Origin of the sequence: Pseudomonas sp. SAR267, assembly GCF_052077595.1 — a bacterium.
GTDB classification, from domain to species: Bacteria; Pseudomonadota; Gammaproteobacteria; order Pseudomonadales; family Pseudomonadaceae; genus Aquipseudomonas; species Aquipseudomonas vlassakiae.
Genome location: NZ_JBQIHU010000001.1, coordinates 932,313 through 958,055, shown reverse-complemented (window position 1 = coordinate 958,055; position 25,743 = coordinate 932,313). Strand labels below are relative to the sequence as shown.

Sequence of the window (25,743 nt, the reverse complement as noted above, 5' to 3'; positions counted from 1 at the left end):
GATCACATCCGGAAAATGCCGAAGCGGCTCTGTTCGATCGGCGCGTTAAGCGCGGCGGACAACGCCAGGCCGAGCACGTCGCGGGTCTGCGCCGGGTCGATGACACCGTCGTCCCACAGGCGAGCGCTGGAGTAGTAGGGGTGGCCCTGGTGTTCGTACTGGTCGAGGATCGGCTGCTTGAGCCTGGCCTCGTCCTCGGCGCTGAAGGCCTGGCCGCTGCGTTCGCTCTGCTCGCGCTTGACCTGGGCCAGCACCCCTGCTGCCTGCTCGGCACCCATCACGCCGATGCGCGCGTTGGGCCACATCCACAGGAAGCGTGGGTCATAGGCGCGGCCGCACATGCCGTAGTTGCCCGCGCCGAAGCTGCCGCCGATGATCACCGTGAACTTCGGCACCTGGGCACAGGCCACGGCGGTGACCAGCTTGGCGCCGTGCTTGGCGATGCCGCCTTCTTCGTACTTCTTGCCGACCATGAAGCCGGTGATGTTCTGCAGGAACAACAGCGGGATGCCGCGCTGGCAGGCCAGTTCGATGAAGTGCGCGCCTTTTTGCGCGGCTTCGGCGAAAAGGATGCCATTGTTGGCCAGGATCGCCACTGGGTAGCCATGCAAGTGGGCGAAGCCGCACACCAGGGTGGTGCCGAACAGGGCCTTGAACTCATCGAACACCGAACCGTCGACCAGCCGCGCGATCACTTCGCGCACGTCGAACGGCTGCTTGGCATCGGCCGGCACCACGCCATACAGCTCGTCAGCGGCATACAGGGGGGCCACCGGTGCCTGGCATTGCAACTTGCCGAGCTTGTGCCAGTTGAGGTTGGCCACACTGCGCCGGGCGATGGCCAAGGCGTGCTCATCGTTGTCGGCGTAGTGGTCGGCAACGCCGCTGGTGCGGCAATGCACATCGGCGCCGCCGAGGTCTTCGGCGCTGACCACTTCACCGGTGGCGGCTTTCACCAATGGCGGCCCGGCGAGGAAAATGGTCGCCTGCTGGCGCACCATGATCGCTTCGTCGGCCATGGCCGGCACATAGGCGCCGCCCGCCGTGCACGAGCCCATCACCACGGCGATCTGTGGGATGCCCAAAGCGCTCATGTTGGCCTGGTTGAAGAAGATGCGCCCGAAATGTTCGCGGTCGGGGAACACTTCGTCCTGGCGCGGCAGGTTGGCGCCGCCGGAATCCACCAGGTAGATGCACGGCAGGCGGTTCTGCAGGGCAATGGTCTGCGCGCGCAAATGCTTCTTCACCGTCAGCGGGTAGTAGGAACCGCCTTTGACCGTGGCGTCGTTGGCGACGATCATGCATTCCACGCCTTCGACGCGGCCGATGCCGGCGATCACCCCGGCGGCCGGCACGTCTTCGTCGTACACCTCATGGGCCGCCAGCTGGCCGATCTCGAGGAACGGCGAGCCTGGGTCGAGCAGCCGGTCGATGCGCTCGCGCGGCAGCAGCTTGCCACGCGAGGTATGCCGCTCCTGTGCCCTGGGCCCGCCGCCCTGGGCCACCTGGGCGAGCAGCCCGCGCAGGGCCTGGACCTGTTCGAGCATGGCCGCGCGGTTGCCGGCGAACTCCGCCGAACGCGGGTTGATCTGGGTGTGCAAGGTAGCCATGTGCGCCCGTCCCTTGTACTCAGCGGGTTTCGTTGAACAGTTCGCGGCCGATCAGCATCCGGCGGATTTCGCTGGTGCCGGCACCGATCTCGTACAGCTTGGCGTCGCGCAGCAGGCGGCCAGCCGGGAATTCGTTGATGTAGCCGTTGCCACCGAGAATCTGGATCGCTTCAAGGGCCATCTGCGTGGCGCGTTCGGCGGTGTAGAGGATCACCCCGGCGGCGTCCTTGCGGGTGGTCTCGCCACGGTCGCAGGCCTGGGCCACGGCATACAGGTAGGCGCGGCTGGCGTTGAGCTGGGTGTACATGTCGGCGATCTTGCCCTGGATCAGCTGGAACTCGCCGATGCTCTGGCCGAACTGCTTGCGGTCGTGGATGTACGGCACCACCAGGTCCATGCAGCTTTGCATGATGCCGGTCGGTCCGCCGGACAACACCACGCGCTCGTAGTCCAGGCCGCTCATCAGCACCCGCACGCCGCCGTTGAGCTGGCCGAGGATGTTTTCTTCCGGCACTTCGACGCTGTCGAAGAACAGCTCGCAGGTGTTGGAGCCGCGCATGCCCAGCTTGTCGAACTTGTTGCTGCGGCTGAAGCCTTTCCAGTCACGTTCGACGATGAACGCGGTGATGCCGTGCGGCCCCTTGTCCAGGTCGGTCTTGGCATAGATCACGTAGGTGTTGGCATCAGGGCCGTTGGTGATCCAGGTCTTGCTGCCATTGAGCACATAGTGGTCGCCGCGCTTTTCGGCGCGCAGTTTCATCGATACCACGTCGGAGCCGGCGTTGGGTTCGCTCATGGCCAGGGCGCCGATGTGCTCGCCGCTGATCAGCTTGGGCAGGTACTTGAGCTTCTGCTCGTGGGTGCCGTTGCGGTTGATCTGGTTGACGCAGAGGTTGGAGTGGGCACCGTAGGAGAGGGCGACCGAAGCCGAACCGCGGCTGATCTCTTCCATCGACACCACATGGGCCAGGTAACCCAGGCCGGCGCCGCCGTATTCCTCGGCAACGGTAATGCCCAGCAGGCCCATGTCGCCGAACTTGCGCCACATGTCGGCGGGGAACAGGTTGTCGTGGTCGATCTGTGCAGCGCGCGGGGCCAGTTCGGCGGCAACGAAGGTACGCACCTGGTCGCGGAGCATGTCGATGGTTTCGCCCAGGGCGAAGTTCAGGGAGGGGTAATGCATGCTGGGGCACCTTGTTGTTCTTGAAATTGGGTTACACCGTAGCTCAAGGACAATCCGCCGGCCCTGTGGGAGCGGGTTTACCCGCGAATGCATTGGCAGGGTCACCGTCATTGCCTGACAGATCGCATTCGCGGGTGAACCCGCTCCCACAGGGTCGGCGCTGTACCGAAGATCCGGGTGTCGTTCATCACCTTTACGTTAACGTAAACCTGCAATCGGTCACTGTCAATCCGCTGGTCACCTTTACGTAAACGTAAATCTGCGCCACAGTATTCCCAGCTCGCTTCAGCCGTGCCCAGAACAACCACAAGAAGGGACACCCATGAGTCAACCAAGCTACACCCGCGGTCGCCAGGACCAACCGTTGCTGACCCTGACCATCGGCCAGGCCTTCGATGCCACCGTGGCCCGTTGCGCCGACGGCGAAGCGCTGGTGGCGCGCCACCAGGGCCTGCGCTACAGCTGGCGGCAGCTGGCCGAACAGGTCGACACCCATGCCTGCGCCCTGATGGCCCTGGGCGTGAACACTGGCGACCGGGTCGGCATCTGGTCGCCCAACTGCGCCCAGTGGTGCATCTTGCAATTGGCCAGCGCCAAGGTCGGTGCGATCCTGGTCAACATCAACCCGGCCTATCGCGTGGGTGAACTGGAGTACGTGCTACGCCAGTCTGGCTGCCGCTGGCTGGTGTGTGCCGATGCGTTCAAGACCTCTGATTACCATGCCATGGTCCAAGCGTTGGTGCCGGAGCTGGCGACCGCCAACCTTGGCGAGCTGGCCAGTGAACGCCTGCCCGAACTGCGCGGGGTGATCAGCCTGGCGGCCAACCCGCCCAGCGGCTTCCTGCCCTGGCAAGCGCTGGCCGAGCGGGCAGGGCAAACGCCGCTGCAAGCCTACGTGGCTCGCCAGCACAGCCTGCAGTTCGACCAACCGGTGAACATCCAGTACACCTCCGGCACGACCGGTGCGCCCAAAGGTGCCACGCTCAGCCACTACAACATCCTCAACAACGGCTTCATGGTCGGTGAAAGCCTCGGCCTGAGCGACCGCGACCGCATGGTGATCCCGGTGCCGCTTTACCATTGCTTCGGCATGGTCATGGCCAACCTCGGCTGCATCACTCACGGCAGTACCATGGTCTACCCCAATGACGCCTTCGACGCCGAACTCACCCTGCGCGCCGTCGCCGAAGAACGTGCCAGCATCCTGTATGGCGTGCCAACCATGTTCATTGCCATGCTCGACCACCCATCGCGCACGCAACTGGACCTGTCGACCCTGCGCAGCGGCATCATGGCCGGCGCCACCTGCCCGATCGAGGTGATGCGCCGGGTCATCGAGCACATGCACATGGCCGAGGTGCAGATCGCCTACGGCATGACCGAAACCAGCCCGGTATCCTTGCAAACCGGCCCGGACGATGAACTGGAGCTGCGCGTGACCACCGTTGGCCGCACTCAGCCGCAGCTGGAAACCAAGCTGGTGGACGCCGATGGCTGCATCGTCGCCCGGGGTGAGATCGGTGAGCTTTGCACGCGCGGCTATAGCGTGATGCTTGGCTACTGGGGCAACCCCGAGGCCACGGCGGATGCCATCGACCCGGCTGGCTGGATGCATTCGGGCGACCTGGCGGTGATGGATGAGCACGGGTATGTGCGCATTGTCGGGCGCAACAAGGACATGATCATTCGCGGTGGGGAGAACATCTACCCGCGCGAGCTGGAGGAGTTCTTCTACACCCACCCGGCAGTGGCCGACGCACAGGTGGTGGGCATTCCGTGCAACCGATACGGCGAAGAGATCGTGGCCTGGATCAAGCTGCACCCGGGGCACAGCGCCACGGCTGAGGAGCTGCAGGACTGGTGCAAGGCACGTATTGCGCACTTCAAGGTGCCACGGTATTTCCGCTTCGTTGACGAATTTCCGATGACGGTGACCGGGAAGGTGCAGAAGTTTCGCATGCGGGAGATCAGTATCGAGAGCTTCTCCTTGCGGGAATGATGACGATGGAAACAGGTCGGTGTTCCGGCCTGTTTCCTGTCAAGCAATCGCTCAAGGCGTGCAGAGCGTTTCGATCACATCGCCAACGGTCATCGCATCGCTATAAGTTAGCGGTTTCCGGGTGGCCACCCGAAGCGCTTTCAAGTACAAGCGTAGTGTCTTCTCGCCGAGTGCTTCCCTTAGCAGCAGTTCATCGTGAACTTTGAAATCCTGCAATAACTCGCTTACGCCATAGGCTCTGGTGTGTTGCAGCTGTTTGTTGGACAGAATCTTCTGAAGGCTTCTGACTACGAGCTTGCGATATTGATCCATGATGGCGTCTCCGGAGGGCGCGAAGGCTTGGTTTGAGGTCGCATGGGCGGACTTCTGGCCTATTGGGCGCTGATGTAATCGATTGCGTCTTGCACGGTGGAGAGTTTTTCCGCGTCTTCGTCGGGTATTTCCATCTCGAACTCTTCTTCCAGCGCCATGACTAACTCTACGGTGTCGAGCGAGTCTGCGCCGAGGTCCTCGGAGAATGATGAAGAGAGCGTGACCGCATCAACTTTGACGCTCAATTGCTCTGCAACGATTTGCTTTACGCGTTCCTCGATGGTGCTCATCTCATGCTCCCGCTGATGGCTGGTGTGCCTTGTATAGCGCGCAGGAGAAAGTACCGAAACTGGTAAAAATGACAGTTGTCGAAGGCACATTGCGTGCTTGCTGTCTTTGGTTCTTGCCGGTTGACGTATTTGCGCTACCGGCCCTTTCGCGGGCACGCCCGCTCCCACAGGTATTGCGCCGGACTTGATTCGGCGCGGTACCTGTGGGAGCGGGTTTACCCGCGAAGAGGTGCAGCCTGGCGGCGGAATGTGCTTGAAAGGCGGACTCAACCCATCGACTCCAACTGGCTATAGTAGGTCTGCGCCATTTCCTTCACTGTTTTACACGCTTTCATGGCGCTGCCAGGAGCCTCGTTGAACTCCTTAAAGTCCAGGTCAATTTCGTTCAGTGCCTTCATGACCTTGTCCCGACCCATTGCATCTACCGTGTCGGTCAGACTCGGGTCGGGAATCCCTGCTTCTTTGAGTTTTTTAATGACATAGGCCAGAGCATCCGGTTGTCATCATCAGACATGGTGTAGCCTCTTTGAGTATTGAGGAGGCTTCAGTGTCAGAGTGAGCCGTTAAAGGCACAACTGGCATTTTTGTCAGTTCAACAGGCGAGCTGACTGGAAGGGTCAGCTCAGTTCCATTGCCTTGCAAAGCCCCGCGGCAAGCTCGGCAACGGTCTGGTAATCACGGCGCAAGTGCACGCCGTAACGTGCCTCCAGCGCCATCAGCGCGAATTCGCATTTATCCTTGTCCTGATGGGCCAGCCAGGTTCCCAGCCATGGGTCGACCACCCCGGCATCCTGCAAGTAGTCGATCACTTGTCGCTCGAACTCCATGCGCAGCCAACGGGTCGCGATATGCATGATAGGGGGCTCCTTGGCATAAATAGGGAGCCCTCATCTTCAGCAACGGCGGCAAACCGCGCTACTGGCAAAAATATCAGTCCGCCGTCGTCTACCCTTAAGCCTTCACCGGTGGTTCATCACTCGGCGGATCCCCCACCGTTGGCGGCATGGTCGGCTTGATCGGCAGCTCGTCCGGGTCGTCCTCCGGCACGGGCGGCGGCAGGCTCGGGTCGTCGATATTAGGGTCGGGTGTTTCCGGTGGAATGGGAATGTTCATGGCCGGGCTCGTGTGAATGCGCGTGGGTGGAATTGAAGAGGTCCTGCAGGCTCTGACCGCTGGCAGCAGCCATTCGCTCCAATTTTTTTGAACCCCTTGACGTGCGCCCGGCTCTGAACCCTTACCGCCACCAGCCTGAGGGAGCAAGGTCGATGTCACGCAACGAGCCCTTTGAACATGCGCCCACGGCGAATGATCACCCGGACCAGGCCATCAGCCTGTCCCAGGCGCTACTGGCGCCACGCATCGTCATCGAAGACACCCAGCCGGTGCTCGACGCCGGCAGCTTCGCGGCCAAGGCCATCAGCGGCCAGCCTGTGGCGGTCAGCAGCAAGGTCTATACCGATGGCCATGACCGCATGGCCGTGGTGCTGACCTGGCGCCAGTCGCAAAGCCGCCGGGTGCACTGCGTGCCCATGCAGTCGCCGGGCAATGACCTGTGGCTGGCCGAGTTCACGCCCACCGAGATCGGCCCGCACGTGTTCAGCATCGAGGCCTGGATCGACCCGTTCGCTACCTATTGCCATGATCTGGAGAAAAAGTACCACGCCGGCGTCGACGTCAAGCTGGAGCTCGAAGAGGGCCGGCTGATGCTCGGCAAAGGCATCGAACTCAGTGAAGGTGTGCTTCGCGACGAACTGCAACGCTTGCAACAGCAATTGGGCGAGCTGCACACCGATGATCAGGTAGCACTGTTGCTGGGCGCCGAAGCGTCGCGGCTGATGGCCGAAGCCGAGCACCGTAGCTACCTGACCCGCAGCATCGAATTCCCGCTGGATGTCGACCGGCCGGCAGCGCAGTTCGCCAGTTGGTACGAACTGTTCCCGCGTTCGATCACCGACAGCCCCGAGCGCCACGGCACCTTCAACGACGTGCACCAGCGCCTGCCGATGATTCGCGACATGGGTTTTGACGTGCTGTATTTTCCGCCGATCCACCCCATCGGCAGCAAGCACCGCAAAGGCCGCAACAATGCACTGCAGGCCGAGCCCGGTGACCCGGGCAGCCCCTATGCCATCGGCAGCCCGGACGGTGGTCACGACGCGATCCATCCGCAGCTGGGCAGCCGTGACGACTTCCGCCGCCTGGTGTCGGCCGCCGCCCAGCATGGCCTGGAGATCGCTTTGGACTTCGCCATCCAGTGCTCCCAGGACCACCCGTGGCTCACCGAACACCCAGGCTGGTTCAGCTGGCGGCCGGACGGCACCATTCGCTACGCGGAAAACCCGCCGAAGAAATATCAGGACATCGTCAACGTCGATTTCTATGCGCCCGACGCGGTACCCAGCCTGTGGCTGGCCCTGCGTGACGTGATCATCGGCTGGGTCGAGGAGGGGGTGAAGACCTTTCGTGTCGATAACCCGCACACCAAACCGTTGCCCTTCTGGCAATGGCTGATCGCCAATGTGCGTGCTCAATACCCCGACGTGATCTTCCTCGCCGAAGCCTTCACCAAGCCCGCGATGATGGCGCGCCTGGGCAAGGTCGGGTACGCCCAGAGCTATACCTACTTCACCTGGCGCAACACCAAGCAAGAGTTGCGCGAGTATTTCGAACAACTCAACCAGCCGCCATGGAGCCAATGCTACCGGCCGAATTTCTTCGTCAACACACCAGACATCAACCCGTACTTCCTGCAGCATAACGGCCGCGCCGGTTTCCTCATCCGGGCGGCGCTGGCGACCATGGGCTCGGGGCTGTGGGGCATGTACAGCGGCTTCGAGCTGTGCGAAAGCGCAGCGCTGCCGGGCAAGGAGGAATACCTGGACTCGGAGAAGTACGAAATCCGCCCCCGGGATTTCACCCAGCCTGGCAACATCATCGCCGAGATCGCCCAGCTCAATCGCATCCGTCGCCATAACCCCGCGCTGCAGACCCACCTTGGGGTGGCGTTCTTCAACTGCTGGAACGACAACATCCTGTACTTCGCCAAACGCACGCCAGCGCGCGACAACTTCATCCTGGTTGCGGTGAGCCTCGATCCGCACAACGCCCAGGAGGCGCATTTCGAATTGCCGCTGTGGGAACTGGGCCTGGATGACAATGCCGAAACCCATGGCGAAGACCTGATGACCGGCCATCGCTGGTCCTGGTACGGCAAGACCCAGTGGATGCGCATCGAACCCTGGAACCTGCCGTTCGGCATCTGGCGCATCAGCAAGGCCCGATAGGGCAAGGAGTCGCACATGGCCAAGCGGTCCCGCCCGGCAGCCTTCATCGATGACCCGCTGTGGTACAAGGATGCCGTGATCTACCAGCTGCATATCAAGTCGTTCTTCGATTCGAACAACGACGGCATCGGCGATTTCGCTGGCCTGATCAGCAAGCTCGACTACATTGCCGAGCTGGGCGTCAACACCCTCTGGCTGCTGCCGTTCTACCCCTCGCCACGGCGCGACGACGGTTACGACATCGCCGAGTACAAGGCTGTGCACCCGGACTACGGCAGCATGGCCGACGCCCGCCGCTTCATCGCCGAGGCGCACAAGCGCGGCCTGCGGGTGATCACCGAACTGGTCATCAACCACACCAGCGACCAGCACCCGTGGTTCCAGCGCGCCCGCCACGCCAAACGCGGCAGCAAGGCGCGGGACTTCTACGTGTGGTCGGACGACGACCAGAAGTACGACGGCACGCGGATCATCTTCCTCGACACCGAAAAATCCAACTGGACCTGGGACCCGGTAGCCGGGCAGTACTTCTGGCACCGCTTCTATTCGCACCAGCCGGACCTCAACTTCGACAACCCGCAGGTGCTCAAGGCGGTGATCGGGGTGATGCGCTTCTGGCTCGACCTCGGCGTCGATGGCCTGCGCCTGGACGCCATTCCGTACCTGATCGAGCGCGACGGTACCAACAACGAGAACCTCGCCGAGACCCACACGGTGCTCAAGGCAATCCGCGCCGAGATCGATGCCAACTACCCTGACCGCATGCTGCTGGCCGAGGCCAACCAGTGGCCCGAAGACACTCGGCCGTATTTCGGCGAGGGGGATGGCGACGAATGCCACATGGCCTTCCACTTCCCGCTGATGCCGCGCATGTACATGGCGCTGGCCATGGAAGACCGCTTCCCGATCACCGACATCCTGCGCCAGACCCCGGACATTCCGGCCAACTGCCAGTGGGCGATCTTCCTGCGCAACCACGATGAGCTGACCCTGGAAATGGTCACCGACCGCGAGCGCGATTACTTGTGGAACTACTACGCCGAGGACCGTCGCGCCCGTATCAACCTCGGTATCCGCCGGCGTCTGGCGCCGTTGCTGCAACGTGACCGGCGGCGCATCGAGCTGCTTACCAGCCTGTTGCTGTCGATGCCGGGGACGCCAACGCTGTACTACGGCGATGAACTGGGCATGGGCGACAACATCTACCTCGGCGACCGCGACGGTGTGCGCACGCCGATGCAATGGTCACCGGACCGCAACGGCGGTTTTTCCAGAGCCGACCCGCAACGCCTGGTGCTACCGCCGATCATGGACCCGTTGTACGGCTACCAGACCGTCAACGTCGAGGCCCAGGCCCACGACCCGCACTCGTTGCTGAACTGGAACCGCCGGCTGCTGGCAGTGCGCAAGCAGCAGAAGGCCTTTGGCCGCGGCAGCCTGCGTACGCTTACGCCGAGCAACCGGCGCATCCTGGCCTACATCCGCGAGTACACCGACGCCGACGGCAATATCGAAGTCATCCTTTGCGTCGCCAACGTCTCCCGCGCCGCCCAGGCGGCGGAGCTCGAACTGTCGCAATACGCGGGCAAAGTGCCGGTGGAGATGCTCGGTGGCAGCGCCTTCCCGCCGATTGGCCAGCTGCCGTTCCTGCTGACGTTGCCGCCGTACGCCTTCTACTGGTTCCTGCTGGCTGCCCATGACCGCATGCCCAGCTGGCACATCCAAGCCACCGAGGGGTTGCCGGAATTGACCACTTTAGTGCTGCGCAAACGCATGGAAGAACTGCTGGAATCGCCCTCCAGCGACACCCTCAACGACACCATCCTGCCGCAATACCTGCCCAAGCGTCGCTGGTTCGCCGGCAAGGAAGGCCCGATCGATCAGGTGCGCCTGCGCTACGGCGTGCGTTTCGGCACCGCTACCACCCCGGTGCTGCTCAGTGAGATCGAAGTGCTCAGCGATGGCATAGCCACCCGCTACCAGTTGCCGTTCGGCCTGCTTGCGGAAGAGCAGATCAACTCGGCGCTGCCACAGCAGTTGGCGCTGTCGCGGGTGCGCCGTGGCCGTCAGGTCGGCCTGATTACCGATGCCTTCGTCCTCGAACCGTTCATCCGTGCGGTACTGCGGGCCTGCCAGGACGGCACGCAGCTGCCCTGCGGCAATGGCCAAGGCGAGTTGCGCTTCGCGTGCACCGCTCAGCTGGCCGGGCTGGAACTGAACGAGCAAAGCCAGGTGCGCTACCTCAGCGCCGAGCAATCCAACAGCTCGGTGGTGGTTGGCGACCGCGTGGTGCTCAAGCTGATTCGCCGGGTCAACCCAGGCATTCACCCCGAGCTGGAAATGAGCGCCTATCTCACCGCCGCCGGCTTCGCCAACATCTCGCCGCTGCTGGCCTGGGTCAGCCGCGTCGATGAGAAGGGCGCGCCGCACCTGTTGATGATCGCCCAAGGCTACCTCAGCAACCAGGGCGATGCCTGGGCCTGGACCCAGAACACCCTGGAGCGGGCCATCCGCGACGAGATGGAGCCTGGCACTGCCGACCCAGAAGCGCATACCGACGCGCTGGCCGAACTCACCGGTTTCGCCGCCTTGCTCGGTCAGCGCCTGGGCGAGATGCACCAGCTGCTCGCAGCACCGAGCGACGACGAAGCGTTCCAGCCGCGCCCCAGCGACGCCGACGACTGCCAACGCTGGAGCGCGCAGATCAGCGCCGAACTGGATCATGCCCTCGACCTGCTGGCGCAGCACCGCGAACACCTCGACAGCGACAGCCAGGCCCTGGTCGACGACCTGCAACAGCAGCGGGACGGCCTCGCCCAGCACGTCGCCAGGCTCGCCGAACAGGCCCAGGGCGGCCTGCTGATGCGCGTGCACGGCGACCTGCACCTGGGCCAGGTGCTGGTGGTGCAGGGCGATGCCTACCTGATCGATTTCGAGGGCGAACCTGCCCGTCCGCTGGACGAACGCCGGGCCAAACATAGCCCGTACAAGGATGTCAGCGGCGTGTTGCGATCCTTCGACTATGCTGCTGCGATGATCTTGCGCAGCGCGTCTGCCGTAGACCTTTCCGACCCGGCCCGGCTAGCCCGGCAACGGGTTGCCCGGCGGTACCTGCACCAGTCGCGGCATGCCTTCGTCGAAGCCTACGGCCTGGCAACCGCCGCCGTGCCCCACGCCTGGCAACATGCCGAGGGCGAGCGCGCCGCGCTGGAGTTGTTCTGCCTGGAAAAAGCCGCCTACGAAATCACATACGAAGCCGAAAACCGTCCAAGTTGGCTGGCCGTGCCTTTGCATGGCCTGCATGGACTGATCAGTACCTGGGGAGATTCATAGATGAACGCAACCACGCGTGAAAACGGCGGCCTTCGGCAACGGGACCTGGATGCCCTGGCCCGCGCCGAGCACGCCGATCCATTTGCAGTGCTGGGCCCCCATGGCGACGGGCAGGGCGGCTTGTTCGTCCGTGCCTTCCTGCCCAATGCCCTGAGCGTGCGGGTGCTGGCGCGCCATGACGGGCGTGTCCTTGCCGACATGGTGCAGGGCAGCCTGCCTGGCCTGTTCACTGCGCACCTCGATGAGGCACAGCCGTACTTGCTGCAAATCGGCTGGGCCGGTGGCGAGCAGGTGACCGAAGACCCTTACAGCTTCGGCCCGCAACTCGGCGACATGGACCTCTACCTGTTTGCCGAAGGCAACCACCGCGACCTTTCCGGGCGCTTCGGCGCTCAGCCGACCCAGGTCGAGGGTGTCGATGGCGTGTGCTTCTCGGTGTGGGCACCGAATGCGCGGCGGGTGTCGGTGGTCGGCGACTTCAACAACTGGGACGGCCGCCGCCACCCCATGCGCCTGCGCCACAGCGCTGGCGTGTGGGAGCTGTTCGTGCCGCGCCTGGGTGTGGGCGAAACCTACAAGTTCGAAGTGCTCGGCAAGGACGGCATACTGCCGCTCAAGGCTGACCCGCTGGCCCGCGCCACTGAGCTGCCACCGAGCACCGCATCCAAGGTGGCCGCCGAACTGAGCCATGCCTGGCAGGACCACGACTGGATGGAGCACCGCGCCCAGCGCCACGCCTACAGCGCCCCGTTGTCGATCTACGAACTGCACCCCGGCTCCTGGCAATGCGAGCTTGACGAGCTGGGTGAAGTGTCGCGCTACTACAACTGGCGTGAGCTGGCCGAACGCCTGGTGCCTTACGTGCAGCAACTGGGGTTCACCCATATCGAGCTGCTGCCGATCATGGAGCACCCGTTCGGGGGCTCGTGGGGTTACCAGCCGCTGTCGATGTTCGCACCGACCTCGCGCTACGGCAGCCCTGAGGACTTCGCGGCCTTCATCGATGCCTGCCATCAGGGTGGCATTGGCGTGATCCTCGACTGGGTACCGGCGCATTTCCCCACCGACGAACACGGCCTGGCCCGCTTTGACGGCACTGCACTGTACGAGTACGACAACCCGCTCGAAGGCTACCATCAGGACTGGAACACGCTGATCTACAACCTCGGCCGCAACGAGGTGCGTGGTTTCATGATGGCGTCGGCCCTGCACTGGCTCAAACACTTCCACATCGACGGTTTGCGCGTCGATGCGGTGGCCTCGATGCTGTACCGCGACTACTCGCGCAAGCCCGGTGAATGGGTGCCCAACCGCCACGGTGGGCGCGAAAACCTCGAGGCCATCGACTTCATCCGCCACCTCAACGGTATCGCCGCCCATGAGGCACCGGGCGCACTGATCATCGCCGAGGAATCCACTGCCTGGCCGGGTGTGAGCCAGCCGACCGAGCAGGGCGGCCTGGGCTTCGCCTACAAGTGGAACATGGGCTGGATGCACGACACCTTGCACTACATCCAGAACGATCCGGTGCACCGAACCTATCACCACAATGAGATGAGCTTCGGCCTGATCTATGCCTATTCCGAACACTTCATCCTGCCGATCTCTCACGACGAGGTGGTGCACGGCAAGCACTCGCTGATCGACAAGATGCCAGGCGACCGCTGGCAGAAGTTCGCCAACTTGCGTGCCTACCTGACCTTCATGTGGACCCACCCGGGCAAGAAGCTGCTGTTCATGGGCTGCGAGTTCGGCCAGTGGCGCGAGTGGAACCATGACCACCAGCTGGACTGGTACCTGCTGCAATATCCTGAGCACCAGGGCGTGCAGCGCCTGGTAGGCGACCTCAACCGCTTGTATCGCGAGCTGCCGGCGCTGCATGAACAGGACTGCCAGCCCCAGGGTTTCCAGTGGCTGATCGGCGATGACGCGCACAACAGCGTGTACGCCTGGCTGCGCTGGAGCAGCCAGGGTGAGCCATTGCTGGTGGTGGCCAACTTCACCCCGGTGCCGCGCGAGGGTTACCGGATTGGTGTGCCATTTGGCGAGCGTTGGCAGGAGTTGCTGAACAGCGATGCCGAGCTGTATGCCGGGTCGAACGTGGGCAACCTGGGGGCGGTGGCGAGTGATCAGGTGGCCAGCCATGGGCAGCCACTGTCACTGGCACTGAACTTGCCACCGCTTGGCGTTCTGGTGATGAAGCCGGCCTGATTTATTGCCCGTACTGGCCTCTTCGCGGGTTCACCCGCGAAGAGGCCAGACCTGCCTACCACCGCATCCGCACCCCAAGGCTGCCTATCAGCCCATTGAGGTCGTTGCCATCCACATCACTGCTGTAGTCGGCACTGACGAACAGCGCCACCTTGGGTGTCACCCGTGCCACCAGGCCCAAGCCCAGTTCTACCGTGGTCGAGTATCGCGAGCTGGAGATCTTGTCGACCTGGTCCAGCTTGACATCGCTGGCGTCGTTGAAGTCATACCAGACGTTGGTTCGCACATAGGGCTCGATCGGCATGCCTTTCACGTCGTAGCGCCCGGACAGCTTGGCACCGACCCGGCCGCTCCAGCTCGGCTGGCTGTCGAAGGCCTGCAAGGTCTCCGCCTGAACCTGGTTACCCGGGAAGAACTGCTGGTTGATCAATTGTGCCTGGGGCTCGATCACCCAGCCGCCACCCAGGCCGATCGGGTAACCGCCTTCAATCGAAAAAGTCATCGCATGGCCACTGTCATTCAGGCGTTGGCCACTGTCGCCGCGGCCCATCACCTCGATGCGCGAGCCCATGGCCACGGCATCCAGGTGCCAGCCTCGCTCATGGGTCATGCTCCAGAATACCCCCAGGCTTTCGCCACTGAGGTTGACTGCGTTGCGCTGCTTGTCACCCAGCAACGGCCGTACGCCATTGAAGCTGCTTTGCAGGTTGTTATGGCCGACGAAAATCCCCGCACGGTGGACATTGCCATCGGCGGTTTCACGCACGAACAGGTCCGGGCCGATCATCAATTGCTGGCTGGGCGCTTCCAGTTGCTCTGGCGCTCGCGCCCCAGGCCGAGGCATGGTGCCAGGGAAGAACTGTGCCCACTGGCCGCCTGCCCGCTCGGGGGCCGACAGGTTGTGGCGTTCGCCCATTTTCTCGCTGAAGGCGTTCAGTGTCCCCATGTTCAGCCCGCTGGCAGTGACCGGGTCTAGCGACAACGTCGGCACCGTCGCTTGTTGCAAGTAGCTGGGCGAGATCGGATCTTCCTGCAGTTCGAACGCGAAAGTTTCCACTGGGGTTGCCAGAAGCATCGACGTGGAAACCGCATAGAAAATAGGTTCGAAGCGCAAGGGATTCGAGGTTCTTTTCATGGCGGATCTCCTCTGTTTTTTTTGGTGTGAAGCCCAAGGACCTGGCCTGTTGTCACGAGCTGTACGTCAAAAACAGAGGGCGACAAAAACCAGCACGCCGGCGTTCACGAGCGCGCACAAAGGCGCGAGCTAGAGGCCCGGCGCGAGTTCTTACATCTAGTGATAGTGTTCAGCTAAGGAGAGACAGGCGCTTGCGTCAAGAAAACGTGAAATGTCTGTTCAAACCCTGTGTTCAGCAGTAAGTCATTGATTGAAATAATTAACTTTCCATATATAGCGATGATCGCTATTTCTGCTGCACTGGCTATGCCGAATCATTGTTACAGCCTGACCTCTACGGCCAGTGGCAAGTGGTCGGAGAGGTGCGTCCAAGGTTTGTGCCCCAGTATCTGCGGCGCATGGCTATCGGCATTGCGCAGGTAGATGCGATCCAGGCGCAGCAGGGGCAGGCGCGCCGGGTAGGTACGGGCGAGGTGGCCATGGTGGCGTTCGAAGGCCTCGTGCAGGTCGCGCTGCAGGCCAAGGGTGCGGTTGCCGTGGGACTTCCAGTCATTGAAATCACCGGCAATGATCACCGGTGCCTCGGCAGGCAAGGAATCAAGCAACTGACGCAGCAGCTTGAGCTGCTTCTGTCGATGGTTTTCCAGCAATGACAGGTGCACGCAGATGGCATGCACGTTGTGCTGGCCGGGGACGTCGAGGATGCAGTGCAGCAGGCCGCGCCGCTCGGGGCCGGTGATCGACACGTCGAGGTTGCGGTGCTCGATGATCGGGTACTTGGACAGCAGCGCATTGCCGTGGTGGCCGTCGGGGTAGACCGCGTTGCGGCCATAGGCGAAGTCGCTCCACATGCTGTCGGCAAGGAATTCGTACTGCGAGGTCTGCGGCCAGCCGGGGTAGCGCGCGGCATGGCGGTCGTGGCTGCCGAGCACTTCCTGGAGGAACACGACGTCGGCCTGGGTGCTGCGCACCGCCTCGCGCAGCTCAGGCAGGATGAAGCGCCGGTTGAAGGCGGTGAAGCCCTTGTGGGTGTTCACCGTCAGCACCCGCAGGCGTTTCACGGGAGGGGCCTGGCGGGTGCTGGCGAAACCTGGGTTGCCGGCTTCGAGGTTCACGGTGACTCCTTCATGCGGGTTGCGCACCTGTAGGAGCGGCCTTGTGTCGCGACAGGGCTGCGCAGCAGCCCCGGCAATTTCTGCTGCGCAGCTCAAATCCTGGGGCCGCTTCGCAGCCCTTTCGCGACACAAGGCCGCTCCTACAGCCGCCTGGTGGGTTCAGTCTTCCTCGCGCTGCAATGCCAACAGCAGCAACGACCGCCCCTTGACCTCAAAGGTACTGTCGAACTGCACATGCTGCGGCTTGCGCAGCTCCGGCCGGTCGGTGTCGATCAGGCAGCTCCAGTAGTCACCTTCCGGAACCGCCGGCAGCAAGAATGGCACCACATCGTGGTGCGCATTGACGATCAACAGCATGGTCGCCTCAGACCCAGGCCGGGCAATACCACTGACCTGCGCGCGACCATCGATCAGCATGCCCAGGCAACGGCCGTGCGGGTCTTCCCACTGCTCCACACTCATCTCGTTGCCATCGGGCGCCAGCCAGGTCACGTCCTTGACCCCGATCGCTTCGTTGTAATCGCCGACCAGGAAGCGCGAGCGGCGCAGCACCGGGTAGGCCAGGCGCAGGCGGGTCAGACGCTTGACGAAGGCCAGCAGTTGCTTGCCTTCGTCATCCAGGTCCCAGTTGACCCAGCCGATCTCGCTGTCCTGGCAATAGGCGTTGTTGTTGCCATGCTGGGTGCGGCTGAATTCATCACCGGCGACGATCATTGGCGTACCCTGGGCCAGTAGCAGCGTGGCGAAGAAGTTGCGCATCTGGCGCATGCGCAGAGCGTTGATTTCAGGGTCGTCGGTCGGGCCTTCGGCGCCACAGTTCCACGACAGGTTGTTGTCGGTGCCGTCCTGGTTGTTCTCGTCGTTGTCTTCGTTGTGCTTGCCGTTGTACGACACCAGGTCGCGCAGGGTGAAGCCATCGTGGGCGGTGATGAAGTTGACCGAGGAATACGGCCGCCGCCCGCGGTTGTTGAACAGGTCGCCTGAAGCGGTGATACGTGCGGCGAAATCGGCCAGCTGGCCTTCGTCGCCCTTCCAGAAGGCCCGTGCCGTGTCACGGAAGCGGTCGTTCCACTCGGCCCAGCCCGGCGCGAAATTGCCGACCTGATAGCCACCTGGGCCGCAGTCCCAGGGTTCGGCGATCAGCTTGACCTGGCTGAGCATCGGGTCCTGGCGGCAGGCGACAAGGAAGCCGTGACGCTCGCTGTAGCCGTCGTGATAGCGGCCAAGGATGGTCGCCAGGTCGAAGCGGAAGCCGTCTACATGCATTTCGCCCGCCCAGTAGCGCAGCGAGTCGGTGACCAGCTGCAGTACGCAGGGGTGGCTGAGGTCGAGGGTGTTGCCGGTGCCGGAATCGTTGATGTAGTAGCGCTTGTCGTCGGGCATCAGGCGGTAGTAAGAGGCGTTGTCGATGCCACGCATCGACAGGGTCGGGCCGCGTTCGTTGCCTTCGGCGGTGTGGTTGTAGACCACGTCGAGGATCACTTCCAGGCCTGCGTCATGCAGGTGCGCGACCATCTCCTTGAACTCGGCAATCTTGCCGCTGGCCAGGTAGCTCGGGTGCGGTGCGAAGAAGGCGATGCTGTTGTAGCCCCAGTAATTGTTCAGGCCCTTGTCCAGCAAATGCTGGTCGTTGACGAAGGCATGGATCGGCAGCAGCTCGATGCTCGACACGCCCAGGTCCTTGATGTGCTTGAGCAGTTCGTCGTTGGCAAGGCCGGCGAAGGTGCCACGCAGCTCTTCCGGCACGGCAGGGTGGCGCATGCTGATGCCGCGGGTGTGGGCTTCATAGATGATCGTGCGCTCCCAAGGGACCTGCACGCGCTGGTCGCGGCCCCAGGTGAAGGCCGGGTCGATGACCTTGCACTTGGGCACGAAAGGCGCACTGTCGCGTTCGTCGAACGACAGGTCGCCATCCGGGTGGCCAATGGTGTAACCGAACAGCGCCTCGGACCATTTCAGGCTGCCGACCAATTGCTTGGCATAGGGGTCGATCAGCAATTTGTTCGGGTTGAAGCGGTGGCCGTTTTCCGGCTCGTAGGGGCCGTATACGCGGTAACCGTAGATCAGTCCGGGATGCGCATCAGGCAAGTAGCCATGGTAGATCTCGTCGGTGTACTCGGGCAGCTCGATGCGCTCGAGCTCCTGCTCGCCGGTGGAGTCGAAGAGGCACAACTCGACCTTGGTGGCATTGGCCGAAAACAGGGCGAAATTGACCCCCAGGCCGTCCCAGGTCGCGCCGAGGGGGAAGGGCAGGCCTTCGCGGATGCGCGTTGGGGCGACGGAGCGGGTTTTCTTTGGGGTGCGCGGGCTCATGGCAATCCTCGATTGGCCGTTGTGGAGGGTATGTTGCGCAGTCCGGCAGTGGCCTCTTCGCGGCTTTAGCCGCGAAAGGGCCGGCACGGGCTTAACCAGCAGTAGGCTTTTTCACCGCGCGAGGCTTCTTGGCAGCCACCGGTTTGCTGGCCCCAGGCAACGCCGCAGCCTTGGGTTCAGCCGCTACCTTGGGCTTGGCCGGCGCCCGCTTGCGCGGTGTCGCCTTGGGGGCCAGCGCTTCGGCTTCGGCAAGCTTGCGTGCCATATCCCAGTGGCGTTCCTCCTGACCCTCCGGCTTACCCTCCGATTCCCAGATCTGATAAGCGAATTCACGTACTCGTTTTTCTTCGACACTCATCACGACGCTCCTGAATGCTATGCATGTTCGATCAACAAGTTGACTGGGAATTGCGCCAAGACCGCGCTCAACATCAGCTCCCTTGTAGGGCTGACAGCGGCGCCGCCGAAAAGTCCAGTCCAAGTGGCAGGCGACAAGGCAAACGGCAGGATCACTCGGGTATCGTCCCAGTTCTGTGCCGGGATCAACGGTGTAGTGGCGCCGCCGAGCAAGCCGCAGGCCAGGCGCGGGGCGACGACAATGGCGCGTTGGCCTTCACCCAGGCGGGCGAAGGCAATGACCTGATCGGCATGCCGGCCCTGCACCTGCAGCGGCAGGTAGGCCCCGCGTCGGAACAGCTCGGCGTGGGCCTGGCGGCAGTCCAGCACCCGGGCGATCAGCGCCTGCTTGATGCGGCCGTCACGCCAGTGCGCCAGCAGCTCGCCAGGCGCGCTGGTATCGTCCAGGGTGCGACGCCTGCAAGCGTAGTCCACGGCGCGGCGGTTATCCGGGTCGACCAGGCTGAAATCCCAGTATTCGTTGCCCTGGTACAAGTCGGGCACGCCCGGCACGGTCATGCGCAGCAGGCTCTGGACCAGGCCGTTGAGCGCGCCGGGGCAGGCGATCAGCTGTGCAGCATCGGCCAGTGACTGGCGCAACTGCTGGTTTTCCCGGCCCAGCAGCAAGCCGTCGACATAGGCGGCGCAGGCCGCTTCATAGGCTTCGTTGGGCGCGCTCCAGCTGCTGCGCAGCTTGGCTTCGCGCAGGGCCTTCTGCTGCCATTGGCGGATACGTTCGGCGTACTGGCGCAGTGCCTTGTCATCCTGCAGGTCAAGCGCGAGTGGCCAGCTACCCAGCAACGTCTGCCACAGCAACAGCTCGTCGCCGGGGCTGGGGGCCACGCCCTCATCCAGTTGCTCGCGCAGCGGCGCGGCCAGCTCGCGCCAGTGTTCCACGCGGCTGGCCAACCAGGGCCCACGCTCGCTCAGCACGGCCAGGCGAGCACGGCTGTCCTCGCCGCGCTTGTGGTCATGGGTGGCGGTGGCCAGCAGGTTGTCGGGGAAGTCGCGCAGGCGGCGCTGAGCCTCGTTATGGAAATGCTCGACGCCTGCGCTGAAGCGCTCGGCCTCGAAGCCGACATCGTTGCGCGACAGCAGCCGTGCCGAGCGGTAGAAGGCGGTGTCTTCCACAGCCTTGGCGGCACTGGGTGCGGTGAGCTGCTGGAAGCGCACGCAGGCATGGCGCAGGTGCTTGCGTGGGCGGCCCGGTGGCAGCTGGCGCCAGGGTTGGCCACCGAGCCATTGCTCGAGCTGGTCGAGCAACGGCCAGTCGGCTTCGCCAAGGTCCTGGCGGGCATTGGCCAGGGCCTGCTGGAAGAAGCGTTCGTCCTCGGCCGGGCGCCCGCAGGCATTGAAGTAGGTGCGATACACCGGGTAATGCGCAACCAGCGCTTGCAGCGCGCGGCGAATCGCGCCCAAGGTCAGGTCGCGGGTCATCAGGTCGTCACGGGCGACCTGCAACAACGCCTGGGCGACGGATTCGCAATCGCCGGCGAGGCTGGCATTGAGCACCAGATGGCGCGCCAGCCGCACTTCCTCGGGGAACGCGGGGCGCTCGCTGACCGTAGCCCACAACTCGGTCAGCGGCGCTTCACCGGCCGGGTCGTGTTGCAGCAGCGAGACCTGGTTCATGAACTCGTAGCCGGTGGTGCCGTCGGTCAGCCAGTCGCGGTGCAGGTGTTCGTCGGTGCCGAGGATCTTTTCCACGTAGATCGGGAAGTGTTCCAGCGCAGCCTGCAGCGGGCGCCTGGCGAGCAGGCTGTCGACCCGGCGGCGCAGCTTGCGGCAATAGCCGCGCGGGTCGGCCAGGCCGTCGATATGGTCGATGCGCAGGCCGTCCACCAGGCCGCGCTCGATCAGTTCGAACAGTTTGGCGTGGGTGGCTTCGAACACCGCGCTACGCTCCACCCGCAGGCCGCCCAGTTCGTTGATGTCGAAGAAGCGCCGCCAGTTGATGTCATCGGCGGCAGTGCGCCAGCTGGCGAGGCGGTAGGTCTGGCGTTCGAGCAACAGGTGCAGGCGCTTGAAGCCGTTTTCGCTGCGGCTGTCGAAGGCGATCAGGGCCGACTCCAGGTCCGCGCCTTCGCCCACCAGGCGCGCCAGTTCGGCGTGCAGTGGCAAGGCGTTCGCCACGGGTTCGGGGGATTCGCGCAAGGCGGTGAAATGCTCCGCCAGGGCCTTGAGTGCCGGCTCGGGGCTCTGTGCGAGGATCCAGCCGTAGTCCAGCGGGCAGATCGGGAAGCGATGCTGATAGTGGGCGATCTGCAGCACGCCGGACTGCGCGTCGAATTGCAGCGGGATGTCGCCGTTCTTCAGCGCCACGCCGTAGTCGCTGCCGAGAAACGGCAGCAGCAACTGCCCGGCCAGCAGCGGGTCGCTGGAGTGCCACTGAATGTCGAAGAACTCCGCGTAGGGGCTGCGCCGGCCCCAGGCCAGCAGGCTCTGCCACCACGGGTTGTCGGCGCCGCCCACGGCCATGTGGTTGGACACGGTATCGAGGATCAGCCCCATGCCATGCTGGCGCAGCGCAGCCACCAGCCGTTGCAACGCAGCCTCGCCACCCAGTTCGGGGTTGACGCAAGTCGGGTCGACCACGTCGTAACCGTGGCGCGAGCCGGCGCGGGCCTTGAGGATCGGCGAGGCGTACAGGTGGCTGATGCCCAGCCGGGCGAAGTACGGCACCAGTGGCACCGCGTCATCGAGGCTGAAGTCGCTGTGAAATTGCAGGCGTAGCGTCGCGGTCAGTGGTTTCATCGGTCACGCTCCCAGGCTTGTTCGCGGGCCTGGGCCAGCAGTTCAAGGCGCCGTGCGGCGTCTTCGTCGTCGAGTAGTTCGTGCACCGGAGCGGCGAAGCGCCGGCGCCAGTTGGGGTGGCCGCTGGTGGTGCCGGGCAGGTTGGGCTGCTCGTCACTGCCCAGCAGGTCTTCCAGTGGGATCAGCACCAACGGGGCGCGGGTGTGGCCGACGTAGCGGATGGCGGCATCGATCAGCGCGTCATTGTCCAATTGCGGGCCATAGTTGGCTTCCAGCGTGCGGCGCAGGCCTTCGCGTTCCTTTTGCCGATCGTGGCGCCAGTGCAGTTCGGTGGCGGCGTCGATGAGGTTCAGGCGCTGGCTCCAGTCGATGTCGCGGCTTTGCAGCCAGCCGGCCAGTGGCGCCAGGTCATGAGTACCGGTGGTGGCCAGGGCATCGTCCGGCCAGTCGAGGATCGGTTTGAAATGGCCGGGCTGGGTCTGTTCGAACGGCAGCACACGCATGCCCAGTATGGCCTTGGCCGCCAGTTGCTCGCGCAGGCCCTCGGGCACGGTGCCGAGGTCTTCACCCAGAATGATCGCCTGGTGGCGTACCGACTCCAGGGCCAGCAGGCGCAGCAGGTCTTGCACCGGGTATTCGAGGTAGGCGCCCTGGTCGGGCTCGCAGCCACGCGGGATCAGCCACAGCCGGCGCAGCCCCATCACATGGTCGATGCGCAGGCCGCCGGCATGGGCCAGGTTGGCGCGCAGCATCTCGATGAAGGCACGGTAGCCGTTGCGCTTGAGGCCTTCGGGAGAGAAGGCGCAAATGCCCCAGTCCTGGCCCGAGCGGTTGAGAATATCGGGTGGCGCGCCGACCTTGAGGTTGGCCAGCAGCTCGTCCTGGCGGCTCCAGGCCTGGCTGCCGGCGCCATCGGCACCGACGGCCAGGTCGGCGATCAGGCCGATGGCCATGCCATTGCTGCGTGCGGCGTGCTGGGCGCGTTGCAGGCTGCGTTCGGTCAACCACTGGCAGAACGCGTGGAATTCGATCTTGGCTGGATACGCGTTGGCAAAGGCTTCGACTTCCGGGTGGTACGGGTCGTGCCAGGCGCTGGGCCAGTTGCGCCAGTCGGCGCCCAGGCCATGCTCGACGGCATGCGCCTGCAGCACTTCGAAGCGGCAGTGGTGTTCCAAGGCCTGGCCACGGGCCTCACGGAAGCTGTCGAAGTCTTTGCGCAACGGGTGGTCGGCCTGGCTGAAGTCCAGGTACAGCGCTTCGAGTAGCCGCAGGCGGGCGTCGGCGGCGCGGGGCCAGTCGACCAGTGGGCGTTGTTCCAGGTCTTCGAGTACTTGTTCCAGGCCGCAGGCCTCGATCGCCATGCGCACGGCGCGCTCGCCCAGCAGCGCGGCGGGGCTGGCATATAAGGTATTGAGCAGCAGGCGGCTGGACGGCGAGTAGGGGCTGTAGTGTTGCTGGTCGATGGCTGACAGGGCATGGATGGGGCTGATCGCCAGGGCGTCGGCGCCGCGTTCGGCGGCACTGCGTGCCAGCTGCTCCAGCGCCAGGCAATCGCCATATCCGCCGTCGCCTGGGCGGCGCAGGCTGTAAAGCTGCACGGCCAGGCCCCAGCAGCGCGGCGGTGGTTCGCTGACGACGTCAGCCAAACTCCAGCAACGCGGCGGTGCCACGGCGACGGTGAAGCTGCGGTCGTTGACCTGCAGCAGGTGATAACCCACCGGCAAGCTGCCGGGCAGGTTGCCCTGGGCATCGAGGGTCAGGTACTGCAGGCGGTTGCTTTCCAGGGTGCAGCGCACGGCGCTGCCTGGCGGAAAATAGCGCCCCAGGGGCAGCGGTTGGTCAAGCTCGGCAGTGATCAGCGGGGGCAGGTGCTCGGCGTCTTCGGCGGCTTCCACTGCGCGCAGGCTGGCGAGGATGGCAGGCTCGTCGTCAGCAGCGTGGCCCAAGCCGTCGAGGACCTTGCGCAGGACCTCGTCGCTGACCTGCTGCGGCCGGTTGTTGGCGTCGATCCAGTCGCGGGCCAGCCCTACGCGGGCGGCCAGTCGGTGCAGGGCGGTTTCGCTCATGGGCGCTCCTGGCCAGGTGGAAGCAGGCTGACCACGCAGCTGTAGGCGGACAGCGCGGTATCGGGGTGGCGGGTGTCGCTGCTGTCGAACAGGCGCCATTGCGCGGCGGGCAGTTCAACGACCTGCGGCGTCGCGGCCAGGTTAAGGTCGATGCGCAGGATACGGCCATCGCCCAGGCGCCAGCGTGCGGTCAGGGCCTGATCACCCAGCACCACGGCGCCCAATGCACGGCTGCCGGGCAGGTGTGGGATGACATGGCGCTGGCGCACGTCGAGCAGCTGCTGATACAGGCCGTGCCAGCCCGCGAGGACCTGCTTGCTTTGCGGCCGCGATGCCTGGAAGGTCTGCTCGGCGTTGGGGTCGGGTATGTGTTCGCGTTGCTCGGGGTCGACAAACGCCTTGAAGTGGGCGAACTCGCCGCGCCGGCCCTCGCGCACGGCATCGGCCAGCTCGTCGTGGAAGTCGGTAAAGAACAGGAACGGCTGGCAACTGCCATCTTCATCGCCCATGAACAGCAGCGGAATCATCGGCGCCAGCAGCAACAGGCCGGTGGCGGCACGCAAGGCCGCTGGCGAGCACAGGCGAGTCAGGCGCTCGCCCAAAGCGCGATTGCCGATCTGGTCATGGTTCTGCAGGAACAACACGAACGAAGAGGGTTCCAGGTGCCCGCTGGGTTCGCCGCGGGGCGTACCGTGGCGGTTGGCCTGACCTTGGAAGACGAAGCCTTCGGACAGGCAGCGAGCCAGTTTTTCGATGGGTTTTTCCTGGTAATCGGCGTAGTAACCTTCGGTTTCCCCGGTCAACAGGACGTGCAAGGCATTGTGGCCATCGTCGTTCCACTGGGCATCGAAGCCCTGTTGCAGCAGCGAGGCCTGGTTGTGCTCGTTCTCCAGCACCAGCCACACATGCCGGCCCGGTTCCACCGCCGCGCGCACGCGTTGCGCCAGTTCCACCAGGAAGTCGGGCTGGTCGATGGCGTGCACCGCGTCCAGGCGCAGGCCATCGCAGCGGTAATCGCACAGCCACATCAGGGCGTTCTGGATGAAGTACTCGCGCACCTCTGGGCGGCGGAAATCGATGGCGTCGCCCCAGGGCGTCTGGCGGTCTTCCCTGAAGAACGGGCTGGCGTACTGGTGCAGGTAGTTGCCGTCCGGGCCGAAGTGGTTGTAGACCACATCGATCATCACCATCAGCCCGTGGCCATGGGCCTGATCGACCAGCGCGCACAGCTGCTCCGGGCTGCCATAGCTGTGCTGCGGCGCATAGGGCAATACACCGTCGTAGCCCCAGTTACGGTCACCGGGGAACTGCCCCAGGGGCATCAGCTCGATGGCGCTGATGCCCAGTTCGGCCAGCCTCGGCAGCCGCCGGGCGACCCCCTGGTAGCCCTCGAGCACGCCGACGTGCAGTTCCTGGATCACCGCTTCGTGCCAGGGCCGGCCCTGCCAGGGGTGCTGCCAGTCGAAGGCGCCGACATCCACGACCTGGCTCGGCCCGTGCACCCCTTCGGGTTGGTAGCGCGACGCCGGGTCAGGCACTTGCAGCTCGCCGTCGATACGATAGTGATAACGGTCAGCGGCCCGGCACGGGGCAACCCCGGTGTACCAGCCGCCGTCTTCGGGCAGCAGCTCGATCGCGGGCTGCTGTTCCAGTTCCAAGCTCACGCTGCGCGCATCGGGCGCCCACAGGGCGAAGCGCGCCGACGTGGCGTCCATCAGGTGTGCGCCATGTCTGTGCATCTT

18 protein-coding genes are annotated in these 25,743 nt (G+C 64.1%); 4 read left to right on the top strand and 14 right to left on the bottom strand.

Annotated elements, in window-relative coordinates; genetic code table 11:
- Positions 1-2: 2 nt before the first annotated feature.
- Both ACTORR_RS04820 and ACTORR_RS04815 read right to left on the bottom strand, forming a co-directional pair.
- Positions 3-1,610 carry a carboxyl transferase domain-containing protein gene (locus tag ACTORR_RS04820; RefSeq protein ID WP_441343564.1) on the bottom strand — a complete coding sequence of 536 codons (1,608 nt, stop codon included), beginning with the start codon at positions 1,608-1,610 and terminating at the stop codon, positions 3-5.
- A gap of 19 nt (positions 1,611-1,629) precedes the next feature.
- Positions 1,630-2,793 (bottom strand): isovaleryl-CoA dehydrogenase, encoded by a 1,164-nt coding sequence (locus tag ACTORR_RS04815; RefSeq protein WP_054886280.1) that lies wholly within the window; start codon positions 2,791-2,793, stop codon positions 1,630-1,632.
- 322 nt (positions 2,794-3,115) lie between these two features.
- On the opposite strand from ACTORR_RS04815, the gene ACTORR_RS04810 reads away from it, so the two are divergent.
- Complete coding sequence (locus ACTORR_RS04810) at positions 3,116-4,792, top strand: AMP-binding protein (RefSeq protein ID WP_313365021.1); 1,677 nt, start codon at positions 3,116-3,118, stop codon at positions 4,790-4,792.
- 51 nt (positions 4,793-4,843) lie between these two features.
- Here ACTORR_RS04810 and ACTORR_RS04805 read toward each other — a convergent pair whose 3' ends face one another.
- The 5 genes from ACTORR_RS04805 to ACTORR_RS04785 form a co-directional block, all read right to left on the bottom strand.
- A complete protein-coding gene (locus ACTORR_RS04805) occupies positions 4,844-5,104 on the bottom strand; it encodes a hypothetical protein (protein WP_054886282.1) in 261 nt (86 codons plus the stop codon).
- Positions 5,105-5,163: 59 nt separating this feature from the next.
- Positions 5,164-5,394, bottom strand: coding sequence for an acyl carrier protein (gene acpP / locus ACTORR_RS04800; RefSeq protein ID WP_054886283.1), 231 nt, complete (start codon positions 5,392-5,394; stop codon positions 5,164-5,166).
- A gap of 266 nt (positions 5,395-5,660) precedes the next feature.
- A complete protein-coding gene (locus tag ACTORR_RS04795) occupies positions 5,661-5,792 on the bottom strand; it encodes a hypothetical protein (RefSeq protein ID WP_256218664.1) in 132 nt (43 codons plus the stop codon).
- A gap of 219 nt (positions 5,793-6,011) precedes the next feature.
- Positions 6,012-6,248 (bottom strand): hypothetical protein, encoded by a 237-nt coding sequence (locus tag ACTORR_RS04790; protein WP_256218665.1) that lies wholly within the window; start codon positions 6,246-6,248, stop codon positions 6,012-6,014.
- Positions 6,249-6,345: 97 nt separating this feature from the next.
- A complete protein-coding gene (locus ACTORR_RS04785) occupies positions 6,346-6,507 on the bottom strand; it encodes a hypothetical protein (protein ID WP_177332413.1) in 162 nt (53 codons plus the stop codon).
- 152 nt (positions 6,508-6,659) lie between these two features.
- Here ACTORR_RS04785 and ACTORR_RS04780 point away from each other — a divergent pair, with 152 nt between their 5' ends.
- The 3 genes from ACTORR_RS04780 to glgB are packed head-to-tail and all read left to right on the top strand — an operon-like array spanning position 6,660 to position 14,222.
- Positions 6,660-8,678, top strand: coding sequence for an alpha-1,4-glucan--maltose-1-phosphate maltosyltransferase (locus tag ACTORR_RS04780; RefSeq protein ID WP_313365020.1), 2,019 nt, complete (start codon positions 6,660-6,662; stop codon positions 8,676-8,678).
- A 15-nt stretch (positions 8,679-8,693) separates the two neighbouring features.
- Entirely contained in the window at positions 8,694-12,011 is a 3,318-nt protein-coding gene (gene treS / locus ACTORR_RS04775; RefSeq protein ID WP_313365019.1) for a maltose alpha-D-glucosyltransferase, read from the top strand.
- Positions 12,012-14,222 (top strand): 1,4-alpha-glucan branching protein GlgB, encoded by a 2,211-nt coding sequence (gene glgB / locus ACTORR_RS04770; RefSeq protein ID WP_099815382.1) that lies wholly within the window; start codon positions 12,012-12,014, stop codon positions 14,220-14,222.
- Between the two features lie 55 nt (positions 14,223-14,277).
- On the opposite strand, the gene ACTORR_RS04765 is transcribed toward glgB, so the two are convergent.
- The 7 genes from ACTORR_RS04765 to treZ all read right to left on the bottom strand — a co-directional run bounded on the left by ACTORR_RS04765 (position 14,278) and on the right by treZ (position 25,740).
- Complete coding sequence (locus tag ACTORR_RS04765) at positions 14,278-15,357, bottom strand: autotransporter outer membrane beta-barrel domain-containing protein (protein WP_099815383.1); 1,080 nt, start codon at positions 15,355-15,357, stop codon at positions 14,278-14,280.
- 320 nt (positions 15,358-15,677) lie between these two features.
- Complete coding sequence (locus ACTORR_RS04760; protein ID WP_054886288.1) at positions 15,678-16,472, bottom strand: endonuclease/exonuclease/phosphatase family protein; 795 nt, start codon at positions 16,470-16,472, stop codon at positions 15,678-15,680.
- A 159-nt stretch (positions 16,473-16,631) separates the two neighbouring features.
- Positions 16,632-18,785, bottom strand: coding sequence for a glycogen debranching protein GlgX (glgX, locus tag ACTORR_RS04755; RefSeq protein WP_313365018.1), 2,154 nt, complete (start codon positions 18,783-18,785; stop codon positions 16,632-16,634).
- A 91-nt stretch (positions 18,786-18,876) separates the two neighbouring features.
- Positions 18,877-19,143 carry a DUF2934 domain-containing protein gene (locus tag ACTORR_RS04750; protein ID WP_371263256.1) on the bottom strand — a complete coding sequence of 89 codons (267 nt, stop codon included), beginning with the start codon at positions 19,141-19,143 and terminating at the stop codon, positions 18,877-18,879.
- A 17-nt stretch (positions 19,144-19,160) separates the two neighbouring features.
- Positions 19,161-21,935: a malto-oligosyltrehalose synthase gene (locus ACTORR_RS04745; protein ID WP_441343563.1), complete on the bottom strand. Its 2,775-nt coding sequence runs from the start codon at positions 21,933-21,935 to the stop codon at positions 19,161-19,163.
- Positions 21,932-24,001, bottom strand: coding sequence for a 4-alpha-glucanotransferase (gene malQ, locus ACTORR_RS04740; RefSeq protein ID WP_441343562.1), 2,070 nt, complete (start codon positions 23,999-24,001; stop codon positions 21,932-21,934). The genes ACTORR_RS04745 and malQ overlap by 4 nt, the downstream gene beginning before the upstream one ends.
- Positions 23,998-25,740: a malto-oligosyltrehalose trehalohydrolase gene (gene treZ, locus ACTORR_RS04735; protein WP_441343561.1), complete on the bottom strand. Its 1,743-nt coding sequence runs from the start codon at positions 25,738-25,740 to the stop codon at positions 23,998-24,000. Before treZ ends, malQ begins: the two co-directional genes overlap by 4 nt.
- Between the last annotated feature and the right edge of the window lie 3 nt (positions 25,741-25,743).

Bases quoted from the DNA above. Each gene is read 5' to 3' on its own strand.
- ACTORR_RS04785 (WP_177332413.1), bottom strand. From the start codon at position 6,507: ATGAACATTCCCATTCCACCGGAAACACCCGACCCTAATATCGACGAC.
- ACTORR_RS04745 (WP_441343563.1), bottom strand. From the start codon at position 21,935: ATGAAACCACTGACCGCGACGCTACGCCTGCAATTTCACAGCGACTTC.
- ACTORR_RS04810 (WP_313365021.1), top strand. From the start codon at position 3,116: ATGAGTCAACCAAGCTACACCCGCGGTCGCCAGGACCAACCGTTGCTG.
- ACTORR_RS04765 (WP_099815383.1), bottom strand. From the start codon at position 15,357: ATGAAAAGAACCTCGAATCCCTTGCGCTTCGAACCTATTTTCTATGCG.
- treZ (WP_441343561.1), bottom strand. From the start codon at position 25,740: ATGCACAGACATGGCGCACACCTGATGGACGCCACGTCGGCGCGCTTC.
- ACTORR_RS04780 (WP_313365020.1), top strand. From the start codon at position 6,660: ATGTCACGCAACGAGCCCTTTGAACATGCGCCCACGGCGAATGATCAC.
- ACTORR_RS04795 (WP_256218664.1), bottom strand. From the start codon at position 5,792: ATGAAGGCACTGAACGAAATTGACCTGGACTTTAAGGAGTTCAACGAG.
- acpP (WP_054886283.1), bottom strand. From the start codon at position 5,394: ATGAGCACCATCGAGGAACGCGTAAAGCAAATCGTTGCAGAGCAATTG.
- ACTORR_RS04790 (WP_256218665.1), bottom strand. From the start codon at position 6,248: ATGCATATCGCGACCCGTTGGCTGCGCATGGAGTTCGAGCGACAAGTG.
- ACTORR_RS04815 (WP_054886280.1), bottom strand. From the start codon at position 2,793: ATGCATTACCCCTCCCTGAACTTCGCCCTGGGCGAAACCATCGACATG.
- treS (WP_313365019.1), top strand. From the start codon at position 8,694: ATGGCCAAGCGGTCCCGCCCGGCAGCCTTCATCGATGACCCGCTGTGG.
- malQ (WP_441343562.1), bottom strand. From the start codon at position 24,001: ATGAGCGAAACCGCCCTGCACCGACTGGCCGCCCGCGTAGGGCTGGCC.
- ACTORR_RS04750 (WP_371263256.1), bottom strand. From the start codon at position 19,143: ATGAGTGTCGAAGAAAAACGAGTACGTGAATTCGCTTATCAGATCTGG.
- ACTORR_RS04805 (WP_054886282.1), bottom strand. From the start codon at position 5,104: ATGGATCAATATCGCAAGCTCGTAGTCAGAAGCCTTCAGAAGATTCTG.
- glgX (WP_313365018.1), bottom strand. From the start codon at position 18,785: ATGAGCCCGCGCACCCCAAAGAAAACCCGCTCCGTCGCCCCAACGCGC.
- glgB (WP_099815382.1), top strand. From the start codon at position 12,012: ATGAACGCAACCACGCGTGAAAACGGCGGCCTTCGGCAACGGGACCTG.
- ACTORR_RS04820 (WP_441343564.1), bottom strand. From the start codon at position 1,610: ATGGCTACCTTGCACACCCAGATCAACCCGCGTTCGGCGGAGTTCGCC.